This window comes from Neobacillus sp. BF23-41, assembly GCF_041106275.1.
In genome coordinates this window covers 1-11054 of record NZ_JBGBPR010000055.1, presented here as the reverse complement: position 1 = coordinate 11054, position 11054 = coordinate 1, and the positions used below count along the sequence as shown (strand labels likewise).

12 protein-coding genes, 1 pseudogene and 1 other annotated feature are annotated in these 11054 nt (G+C 32.6%); of the genes and pseudogenes, 9 read left to right on the top strand and 4 right to left on the bottom strand.

The features are described 5' to 3' along the window. The first annotated feature begins 849 nt into the window (after window positions 1–849). Window positions 850–999 carry a hypothetical protein gene (locus AB7942_RS29505; protein WP_173068464.1) on the top strand — a complete coding sequence of 50 codons (150 nt, stop codon included), beginning with the start codon at window positions 850–852 and terminating at the stop codon, window positions 997–999. 397 nt (window positions 1000–1396) lie between these two features. Here AB7942_RS29505 and AB7942_RS29500 read toward each other — a convergent pair whose 3' ends face one another. Together AB7942_RS29500 and AB7942_RS29495 are read right to left on the bottom strand one after the other, a co-directional pair. Further along, complete coding sequence (locus AB7942_RS29500) at window positions 1397–1570, bottom strand: asparagine synthase (RefSeq protein WP_369449629.1); 174 nt, start codon at window positions 1568–1570, stop codon at window positions 1397–1399. Between the two features lie 338 nt (window positions 1571–1908). Continuing rightward, entirely contained in the window at window positions 1909–2655 is a 747-nt protein-coding gene (locus AB7942_RS29495) for an NADPH-dependent F420 reductase (protein ID WP_369449628.1), read from the bottom strand. 225 nt (window positions 2656–2880) lie between these two features. Here AB7942_RS29495 and AB7942_RS29490 point away from each other — a divergent pair, with 225 nt between their 5' ends. From AB7942_RS29490 to AB7942_RS29460, 7 genes are all read left to right on the top strand, one after another. Further along, window positions 2881–3240: a winged helix-turn-helix transcriptional regulator gene (locus AB7942_RS29490; protein ID WP_369449627.1), complete on the top strand. Its 360-nt coding sequence runs from the start codon at window positions 2881–2883 to the stop codon at window positions 3238–3240. A 293-nt stretch (window positions 3241–3533) separates the two neighbouring features. After that, window positions 3534–4880, top strand: a complete 1347-nt coding sequence (locus AB7942_RS29485) for a hypothetical protein (RefSeq protein ID WP_369449626.1) — start codon at window positions 3534–3536, stop codon at window positions 4878–4880. A gap of 179 nt (window positions 4881–5059) precedes the next feature. Further along, window positions 5060–5314, top strand: coding sequence for a hypothetical protein (locus AB7942_RS29480; protein WP_369449625.1), 255 nt, complete (start codon window positions 5060–5062; stop codon window positions 5312–5314). 106 nt (window positions 5315–5420) lie between these two features. Continuing rightward, the gene (locus tag AB7942_RS29475; protein ID WP_369449624.1) at window positions 5421–5822 is read left to right on the top strand and encodes a hypothetical protein; all 402 of its coding nucleotides are present in this window, start codon (window positions 5421–5423) and stop codon (window positions 5820–5822) included. 250 nt (window positions 5823–6072) lie between these two features. After that, window positions 6073–6255 (top strand): hypothetical protein, encoded by a 183-nt coding sequence (locus AB7942_RS29470; protein ID WP_335539745.1) that lies wholly within the window; start codon window positions 6073–6075, stop codon window positions 6253–6255. Between the two features lie 208 nt (window positions 6256–6463). Beyond that, the gene (locus AB7942_RS29465) at window positions 6464–6637 is read left to right on the top strand and encodes a hypothetical protein (RefSeq protein WP_369449623.1); all 174 of its coding nucleotides are present in this window, start codon (window positions 6464–6466) and stop codon (window positions 6635–6637) included. A gap of 320 nt (window positions 6638–6957) precedes the next feature. Beyond that, window positions 6958–7210 (top strand) — a binding site (T-box leader). Window positions 7211–7279: 69 nt separating this feature from the next. After that, entirely contained in the window at window positions 7280–8104 is an 825-nt protein-coding gene (locus AB7942_RS29460) for an ATP-grasp domain-containing protein (protein WP_369449622.1), read from the top strand. Window positions 8105–8234: 130 nt separating this feature from the next. Here AB7942_RS29460 and AB7942_RS29455 read toward each other — a convergent pair whose 3' ends face one another. Together AB7942_RS29455 and AB7942_RS29450 are read right to left on the bottom strand one after the other, a co-directional pair. Beyond that, complete coding sequence (locus tag AB7942_RS29455) at window positions 8235–9248, bottom strand: tyrosine-type recombinase/integrase (RefSeq protein WP_369449621.1); 1014 nt, start codon at window positions 9246–9248, stop codon at window positions 8235–8237. Between the two features lie 115 nt (window positions 9249–9363). Next, window positions 9364–9840, bottom strand: coding sequence for a hypothetical protein (locus AB7942_RS29450; RefSeq protein WP_369449620.1), 477 nt, complete (start codon window positions 9838–9840; stop codon window positions 9364–9366). Between the two features lie 932 nt (window positions 9841–10772). On the opposite strand from AB7942_RS29450, the pseudogene AB7942_RS29445 reads away from it, so the two are divergent. Then, window positions 10773–11054 (top strand): annotated as a pseudogene (locus AB7942_RS29445) (hypothetical protein); the annotation flags it as partial.

Sequence of the window (11054 nt, the reverse complement as noted above, 5' to 3'; positions counted from 1 at the left end):
AAATTGAACATCTTGGTGACAATGATACTATAAGATGATTAAATTTTAACTATCTCAAGGGTGCTTACTAAGAAGATACAGCTGCAATTTTGGGTGCTTTTTTTATTGAGCTAACTGGTCAGGTAAATTGAAGAAGAAAAGGTTAAACGATGTAAAAGATAGAATTATTAAGTAGAGAAAAAAATGAATAGGTGAAAATCTCTATGAGATACAAAATGAAAATCTTTCTATTGAATGTTTTGATTTTTGGATTGCTTGTAATGAGTGGTGTTCCAATTGAAAAATGTATTCTTTGGATGTCTTACATCAGCCTTGCCTTTCTTGTTTCTATCGTGCTGTGGCAACTATTCGAGTTTATTTTGATACTCATCCTTCAAAAAAAGTCTTATGATCGCTTTTTATTTTGGACAAAGCCAAAGTCAAAAAGAAAACTCAAGAAAAAAAGAAAAAAGGTATAAAGGTAAGTAAAACTTTTTACACTTAAACTTTTATTGTCTAAATCTTATGTAACTAACGGGTCCAAGAGGTGTATTAGGGGATGGTTGCGGCTATCCCCTATCTTCTTGTACTAACGGGGCAGGTTAGTTGAATAAGGTAATATTTGGATTAAGATAGATATAAGTAGAAAAGTTAATAACAAGGGGTGATTTTTTGGAGAAAAATATTGGGGATGTAGATTTTTTTAAACAAGTAGTAAAAAGACTTTGCAAAAAAAACAATATTTCCCTCAGAACCAAAATTTGAAATCATCGAGAACGTATTGGTTATTAGCATTTACTTCAGTAAAATAAGGTATATTATATTTGTTGAATAGATTCTCTTTAAAGACAGGAAAAGTAGGTGAACAAAGTGGGAAAATATCAATTGGATTCCAAAGGTCAGGTAGCTGTGACAAAGTTTCATGAAAAACAGACGCCTGCCAAATTTGATAAAAAGCAGCAACTTGAAAAAATGCGTGCGGAGTATTTGAAAAAGAAGCAAAAACAAACAGATAAATAATATGAATGAAAACATAGGAAGACTAAAATCTCCCTATGTTTTTCTTATTCGAAGTTCTTTTTTTCAATTGATGATAGAGTTTATTATTCCCAATTTTTCTTATTCCTCTTTTACAAAGCATTTCTTTTGTATGGTTTCCAATCCTTTTTTGAAAAGAAAAAGAAATAACTAATGCTTATTAAAGTAACGGGTGCGTTAGTTCAAGATGAGATTGCTGCGGCGGTCTTTTTTGCTTGTTCAGCTAACTGGCTGGATAGTTTAAGAAGAGAAGCATTTCATGAACCAAATTGTTTCGTGGAGGAGAGAAATAAATTGAACCGAAGTAATTGTTATCTTAATACAAAAATGAATAACGTCTTACTTCGAGAAGAGAGCACAAAATTGTGCTCCCTATTTACTAACGACGATGTTCAAAAAGGTCAATTGTACCTAATACAATGTGGGCTAGACCGAACCCAAAAACAGTGTTTGCAACCATTTTATTGGATCCACGTTTTTGTTTCAAAGCGTAACCAGTAGCCGTTACAGCTGAACCTAATACAGTGGGGATTAAGCCTTCACGAATATTCAATTCAATATCCCTCCACATCGAAATTAGTAGGTGTACTTACACCATATATTACTATCACCTAATGCATCAATTTGTATCCAAGTAGGATTATTGAAGATTATTAATGTCACACTTCGAGCATATTGTGAAACAATGCACTTAAGTTAACGAAGCAGGTTAATGGAAGAGGGATTTAAAACACATTCATATTTAGATTTCAGTTTTTGAAAAAAAATTGAGCTGGGACTGGAAATTGTTTGGTGGTAAAAAGGAAAGTGGCGAACATATTTCTTCGAAACTTTATGGGGATATATATGGATCTACATAAAGGTGCACTCTAACTGAGTGCACCACTTGTTTTATGAATTGTATATTTCTCTGTTTAAATTCACAATATCCTTATGTGAAAATTCAACTTCTTTTTTTTCTGCAAGTAACTCTCCAAACCTTTCCATCACCTTGTCCCGTAGTAATGGTGCTCTTTCTTTATTTGCTTTTTTCAACGCTTTCGTGAGCTCACCTTTTGTTAGTTCTGTGCAGTAAGCAGGAGTTCCTGGCTGTTGTCTCCAAGAGTCACTTAAAGAACCACTATCTACTGCGTCGAAGCCTAGCTCGTTTACTACGTCTACGACTACTTGTTTTTGTGTTGGGTCATTACCAGCAACTGCCATCGCAATTCGTTCACTAGAATGTTCGGATGTTCCTTCATTTTCTAAAGTATAGGCTAATAAGTTGTTGAAAGCTTTAATGATTGGTCTGCCTAATTGATTTGAAACCCAAATACTTTCAACCATTCCGTTCTCGATTTCTTCAATTTTGCCGTCTCTAAAAGGATAATAATTTGAAGTATCTACAATGATTACTTCCTCCCCGACTTGATCGATAATATTCCGAATGCTTGGCATTGCTTTTATAGGGAGTGATATTATAAGAACTTCAATATTTTTAATTGCATCCTCTACACGCACAGGTGTCCCAGCAAGCTCTTTTCCTTCTAAACGTTCAATTCCTCGTGCATCTGCAATTTTGACATCATATCCATTCTTAACTAATTTTTTAGAAATAATTGACCCAATTGGTCCTGCACCTATAATTCCAAATCTCATTATTGTTCCTCCTAAAGAATTTGTATATAAAAGAAATATTCTGCTTAAAGTTACACAATCATATGTTTATCAAACCGTAAACATATCTTCATTAGATATTAAAAACGTATTGAGTATTTCTGTCACATATACTAGAATAAAATCATTTCTAATATTTTTGAAGTAGGCAATAAAAATTGACGTAGTACATTTTTTTGTACTTAACAGTAGAAATCAGGTGAAAGAGTGTCTAGAATATGTAAGGATGGATTTGACAAAGAGTGTATAAAGGAACAAAGAGAAGTATATGGCATTGCCTATACCCAAAACATACTCTCTGGACGCTGGAAATATCTCATTCTTTGGTTTTTAAAGTCCAAAGAGCGTCGTTATAGTGAAATCAAAGCTTTTTTATGGGATATTTCACAAGGTTCTCTTACAAAGCAACTTCGAGAACTAGAAAAAGATGGCTTAATTAATCGCAAAGTTTATCCAGAAGTTCCTCCTCGTGTAGAGTATTCATTAACATCAAAAGGGAAAGAATTCATTCCTATTATTGATTTGATGGAAGAGATCGGGAAGAAGTTTGGGGAGCAAGTAGACTAACCAAAGCGAACACATCTATCGTTTTCCCAAAAGTTCCAAAATTAAATGGTGAATAAAGTAAAAGTTGTGGAGGAGAAATGGTTTTAAAGGCAGCTTTTTCTTTTATGATAAAAGTTTGTGAAGAAATGTACTTAAAGTAACGGGTGCATGAGTTGAAGATCGAGCTGCCATTTGGCGGCTTTTTATTATTGAAGTAACGGGCAGGTTTGTTCAATAACAAGAGGATAATCCTTTTACTTTAAATGATTGATACTATATGCTAAAGATACTTTTTGAAAGATGAGGGGAATTAAGTGTTCACAAAAGAAAAGTATATTAATTCGTTAAAAGAAAATCTTCAAAAAAACTCTCAGAAACTGGTTGGAAATATAAAAGAAACGCTTAAATTTAATTATTACAACGAGGTAGATTTATTAGATTTTTCCCTCTTTATCCATCCATTTAACCTTTCCGTTATGATGTTTTCTATGGACAGAGAATCAAATGAAGTTTTTTATGAAGGGAAAGATAAAAGTATATTTGCAGGAAGTTACGAATTGATTGGAGATATAGAATACTACAATCTTCCAGATGAGGATTCATATAAGTTCTGGGAGTTTTATGAGCGGATTGAGGATGAAATATCCAAAGCTGAGACACAAGCTTTTATGGAGTGGTTTGTTGCTTGTTGGAATAAGGCAAACGGACAAACTCTTAAGTTACCTGCCTATGTTAGTTTCGACGATGACGATAAATCCTTTGACTTACATAATAATAAATGGATCTCTGATGAGAAAAAGTGGTTAATGAGTGATATAAAAGCAAGCCATTATCTGAACGTTAGTCAAATTACTGGTATCCAAGAAAGTTATGGGGTTAATGTCGATTTTGACGGAAATATTATTTTATTAACAAAACAGAAAATACAGGGAAGGTACTTGCATAAGGTATTTCATGTTGTAAATGGAAATATAAATGAAATCAGACTCCCTTCGGTATTGATACCATTTAGTTATGCTCAACCTCTTGAGGAGAATTGGTTATTGGTTAGTGCAAGAACCGATGAGGAAGAGGGGTATTTAAGAAACGCTACTTTATTTGATGTACATGGAAATGTGTTAAAAACGTTCGAGTTTGATGATGCAATTCAAGATGTGCAAACGACAAAGGATTCTGATATATGGGTAAGTTATTTTGATGAAAATATGGGTTCAGGTTTAAGATGTTATGATAAACAAGGATTGAAAACATTTGATTACGCTGATTTTGTCATTCAAACAGGGAGAAAAGTTCCATTCATAGATGATTGTTATGCTTTAAATGTCACTTCAGAAGGCACAAATATTTATTACTATTCTGACTTTCCTCTTGTAACATTATATAAGACTGGCTATAAGATTTTTCGTAATGTTCCTATCCAAGGAAGTCATGCATTTGCAATCTTAAATGATTTGGTTTTGTTTAGCCATGGTTATGACCATAAGGCTGTGGTGTACTTGTATTCTTTAATGGACAATAAAAGAAGAACATTTCGAACAGTTAATCAGGATGGAGAAGAACTTAAATATGATTTTGCCGTTGGCAGAGGGAACAAATTGTTTTTAGTAAAGGGTAATGATGTTTACATAATAAATATGGAAGATGAAAAGTTTGTGAAGTAATGTACTTAAAGTAATGGGGTGCAAGAGTTGAAGAATGGGGATCGCTGCGGTGGTCTTTTCTTTTTCCACTAACGGAGCAGTTTAGTTGAAAAAAGGTGAAATTCCCTAAGTTACACAAAACATTATGTAAGGTATAATTAAGCTATTAAATAAGGTATCGCTATTAATAGGGTGAGATAATGGATTTATTGGGTGCAATGTCTGTTTTGATTGGTTTTATAGCGTTATATGGTGGATTCGCCTATAATAAAAAAAGACACGAAAATGATGGTATAGATGGTTCTGGAGCTGATTCAATCATCGGTGCCATCATCGCTTTATTCGGTGTCATCTTATTGAGACTGTTGCCATATCAGGTTACCAAAACATTGTTATTTATATTTGCCTTTATTTGTTTTTGTTTTAGTGTTTATGCATTTACTCACTTACACTAATGGGTGCTTGAGTTAAACAAAGAGTCGTATCTGCGGCTCTTTTTTCTTGTTCAACTAAAGGGGAGTTTAAGTAAAATTTTGCTTTTTAGTGAAAGGAGTTTTTGCAATGACATCTCATTATTTTATTGCTACATTAAAGCCAATTCCTGATCATCATTCAAGTGAAAATAATTATGCATTTCTAAATGGCGAGGCGTATAAGGAAAGTTTACCGTTTACACTCCCTTATGGTTATGAGCTTGGAGGAGAGGACATCGAATTTATTACATTTTTGGATACGTTTATGGAAATAGGGGACGTTGTAGAACTATATATATTTGAAGAAGGACGTCATGGTTACCCCTTATCACATAATCATCCAGAAGAGGCTAGAACGATTAATCTCCTGAAAAAAACTTACAAGGATCAATACGGTGAATATCAATTAGACTCAAAGAAATGGAAAGAAGAGCTTTCTAGACGCACTATTGCATCAAAACGAAGTATAACGACATTCGTTAAATACTAGTGATCTGCTGAATTCAAGGTTGTTATTTGACTAACGAGTAGCTTGAGTTAATGTTCAAAAATGAGTTGTTGTGGCAGCTCTTTTTCAATTGCTTCTTCAACTAAAGAAGCAGTTTAGCTGAAGAAGGAATGATATAATATTTATCAAGTTGGATTGTTTATTAGTCATCTAGGTGGAGGAATTTGAATACCCTTTACGACCTATTTATTAAAATATTTAAGATACAATACCAAAAAGTGAGTGAAATTTTATGGGCAAAAGAGTCTTTATTTCTATATTTATTGCTGCAATTCTTTCCGTTGTTATTCGTTCAATACTTCGTGCCAATGGCATTCACAATTTTCTTAGTGAAAACTTAACTGGTCAAGCATTATTATATTGGGTCATTTGTTTATTGATTTTCTTTATTTTTAAAAAGAAGTCTGAAAGATAAGACTTATGCATTGTTAAAATCTTGTTCAACTAACTGGGTGCAAGAGTTCAAGATTCAGCTGACATACATAGGCGGCTTTTTCTTATTGTGTTAACGTGGCAGGTTGAAGAAGGAGAACTTCTTCTACAACTTAAAAAGCTAAAACTGGTATATTTCATTGACATAATCCACACTATATACTTCGAATGATAAATAGGAGGTAATAATATTGGCAAAACATGACCAACATCCAGATAATGTAGTTGAAAACAAGATGCAAGTGTTTAACAATCTAAACCATTCAGCAACACGTTATGTACAGTCTGCCGTTGAAAATGCATCAGAAACTGGACAGGATGCAACACAAAATTTAGTGAACAGCATCATAAGGAGAAAAAAGTAAAAAATAAATCTAAAATAAATATAGTTGAACGTTACTCCACGCAAAATTGTGAGAAATGTACTTAAGCTAACAGGTGCGATGCTTCAATAACGAAGGATCGCTATTTCTTATTGAAGTAACGAAGCAGTTTAATTGAAGAATCGCTTTTAGCTCTTATTCAACAATCGGGGCAGTTTGTGGAGCAACACTTTTAAAGGGAATTGGATATTAAAGTGTTGAAGCAAATAATTGTATAAAGAAATTCAATAAACTTCCTTAAATAACCATTTGCTTTATTTTTTGAATAAATATATAATAACGTCTAATTAATCGAATTTGATTTAAATTCTATGAAGAGAAAGAGTACGTTATTGTTTCTGTTCCAAAGAGAGCTGGTGTTTTGCTGAAAACCAGTGTTCAGATAATAACCGAAAATCATCTCCGAGAAGTAAAGCCGAATGTTTAGTAAGCTTTATCGGTTTCCTCCGTTACAAGGGACAACGTATGATTGTACGTTTGTAAAGGGTAGTAAAGTGTTATTCAAACATTTTATTAAACAAGAGTGGTACCGCGAGTTTCAATCTCGTCTCTTACTGAGACGGGATTTTTTGTTTTTTAGGATGTTTTTACAATAAAAATTTAAGAAAAGCAGGTGAAGGCGTAATGAAGACGCTACTATTTGTAACAGATTTATATTATGAAGCAAAAGGAAGAAACTATTATGAAGAGGATTTATTTCTAACTTCTAAACTTAGAGAAGCCTTTAATTTGGTCATCTGTCATCCTGAAGATATTGAAGCATTTGAAGATAATGTTGATTTAATTGTTTTCCGAAATGCAGGTCCAGTCGCAAATTTTAAAGACAAATATGAAGCATTCCGCAACCGAATTGTTTCTAAACATTTAAACACATATAATTCGTTTGATGGGAAGGCTGATATGAACGGAAAAGAATATTTAATTGAACTAACAAATGCTCATTTTCCTGTTATTCCAACGATTGATACCCTTGATTCCCTAAATAAACTTCCTAGTGTAGACAGGTATATCGTAAAGCCGAAAGATGGAGCAGACTCTATCGGGATGAAATTTGTTACAAAAGATGAACTAAGTGAAAAAGTTAATTCAGAATCGAAAAATACATTGGTACAACCATTTATCAATTTTGAATATGAAGTCTCATTTTATTTTATCGACAAAGAATTTCAGTATGCTCTTTATGCACCAGATAAAGATAAAAGATGGGAATTGAAAGAGTATGCACCTACGGAAGAAGATTTAGCTTTTGCTAAACGTTTCATCGACTGGAATAATCTTGACTGGGGGATTCAACGAGTTGATGCCTGTCGAAGCGAACAAGGGGAGCTTTTATTAGTCGAATTAGAAGATTTAAATCCCTATCTTTCTTTATTAGAATTATCTGAAGAGACACGTCAGAACTTTGTAGAAGCAATGAAAAAATCATTACAAAAAGCTCTTCAGATTTAAATTTTTTACTGTTCTTATAAAGAGATTAGAGCTTGTTAGGGTAAATAAAGATTGTGAAGATTTCTACTTAAACTATAGGGTGCAATAGTGAAAAGGCGGCGGAGTTATCCGTTGCCTTTTGCCATCCAATCTAAAAGTATTTTCTATAAAACTCCCTTCTAAGGCTTCCACTTAACTGAGCATAAATCCTTGTAGTCTCGCTTTTTTCGTGTCCTAATAAACTTTGAATAACATCAATGGGAGCTCCGTTGTTCAAAAGGTGAGTGGCATAGCTGTGGCGTAGTTGGTGAGGATGAATTTCTTTGTTAATTACTGCCCGACTTGATATTCGTTTTATGATGTACCTCATCTGTCCAATACTCATTCTATGTGGGTGCCGTTCAGTAACAAAAATAACAGCTCTGCTGTGTCCGGATACGAATTTTTTTAGTTCATATTCTTCGCCATCTTTGTAATATGCCCATTGCATACCTCCAATAGAATGTGCTTCTCCACGACAACACGCACCAATACCACCTAAACCTGTTTTACGTTCTGCTTCTCTTATACTACTAAAAACTTCTTTGGAATTAATACATATTACAGGCTGTGCATTATAGAAATTCTTATCATATAGTTCGTAAGTTTTCCCCTCTATATAATAATCCCATTGCATTCCACCACAAGTTGCTCCTTTTAGGTGATTCTTACATGCAATTTTTATAGCATCGATTTTAACATTATATTCTTTAGCAGCTTCTGTTAGAGATGAATAAACTTTATTATTATCAACGCATATAACCTTAATACCTTTTAATTCAGTTTGTATCTCACTAAATTTTTGTTTTAATTCTGTACTAGCTTTATTATTTTTTCCTCCATCTCTCTTATTGTATCCATGATTGGGGTCCATAGAGTTAAAAATATTAATATAATACTGTTCATAACCGTTAAGATCATCAATACTATCGGATTCAATTAATATTTCAATAGAAAAATTATCTAATCCATATTTTCTCATAGCCCTTCTTAGATGATCATTGTGCATGTTTTCATAAATAGCTTTTAAAGACGTTCCATTATATCTTCTCTGAATTGTATTTATAGTTTGCCCAATATAAACCTTGTTGTTTATGTGATTTTCAATTTTATAAATTAATCCCACTATTATACCTTCAATCCTAGTGTTTTATTATTTTTAGCAGCTCCGATAATGAACAATATCAGAAGAAACAAATCAACTAATGTTGCCTCATAAAGTGATTTAGGACAGGTGTTTTTTATATATCTAAGAATTCAAATTTGGCTTCGTTTGTGTTCATTTCAGCTATCAAAGCTTCAACTATCATATCATCAGGTTCAATTTTGGATTTAAAATCTTCTATATTGAGTTTTAAATTACATTCACTGTTGATTTTAGAGATATTTTTATAAAGATAATCTGCGATATCTATCTCAGTTCCATCAACTGAAAATAGAAGATTATTCATATAGAAACCTTTAAAATTAAAATGATATGTACTTCCATACCATTCATCTTTGAATTTACTAAAAAAAACAGATTGTGCGAAGTCGTCGTCTTCGACTTCATACAAATTAAATGTCACTCTATTTGCGTTAATCGGAAACTTTGACGTATCGTATTCTTCGAAATAATTAAGTGCTTCATCAATATCTTCAAAACCGCTATCAAAAGATTCAATTTTTTCTTCGCCATTTTCTAATAGGATTATCTTTTCTGCTTTCATATTGTCCACTTGTTATCGCCTCCAAATATCATATTTTAATCATAGCAAAAATAAAACTTAACATACTGTAATCTGCCCGGTAGCTTAAGTACAGTCTTTTCACAATCTTGTGTCCGGAGTAAACATTTCAGCCGATTTTGTTTATGTAGGATCCGTTGCTGAGCAACGGATTTTTTTAGTTTTGCAGACCTGTTTATCATATTAACCTATTTCTTAAAAAGATGGATGACAGCTAATGTTTATTCTTATACGAAATCTGTTTATAAAAGCATGAAATTAACAAAGTTAAATGGAGTAAACATTTTGGAGATTTTGTTCACTCCATAAAAAAAGACCGTCTTTCGACGATCGGTTTCTCAACTAAAGCACCCTTTAGTTTAAGTGCGTTTATTCACAAACTTATCCTTTTTACAGTTCATTTATTATAGGAATGCTGTCTTGTTGTAAAAAAACGACTGCTCTTATTTGCAATCGCCCTCGTTAGCTCTATTTTGACTAACTACTTCACCAAATGTTCCCTATTAAGCGAATTATCATTCTTGGTATATACATTAAGATGTTCCAAACCACTTCAAATATAAACTCAATTAGGGTATCTTTAAAAAAGCCGTCTCTATTTCTTTTTTTATTTTTCATCTTCTAACTCCCAATTAATTAATCGTTGTTTAACGATTCTGACTCGGAATAACAATTTCAATCCTTTAAATAAATTCTACTTTTATTTTTTATTTCCTTCTTCAGCTAACCTGCTTCGTTAGTGGAACAAGCACTATTTCTTCTCATGCATATAATCTTCGATCTGTGTAGCAATAAGTTATGTACTTTTAGAATATTGTTGTTCAACTAAATGACTGTCGTATATTAACTAAAATAAAAAAGTATATAACGTTTATTACCAGAAAACACTAATGACATTAACAGTCATAAAGGGTGAGAATTGTATGCTTAACAAAATTATACTATGGGCGTTACTTATTGCTCCATGGTTTACATTATTTTTATTAAAGAAAGAAGATATAAAACGCTTTATGCCCTCAGCAATTTTCGCCTCCTATTTAATGATTATTTATAACGTGATTGCAAATAATCAAAAGCATTGGGTAATTAATGAGACGCTTATACCTTGGTTGAAACCCTTATTTGTTTCAGGGGTGTTTGGAGCTTTTCCGGTAATAACTTTATGGATTTTTTATTTTACTTACAGAAAATTTTGGATATATCTT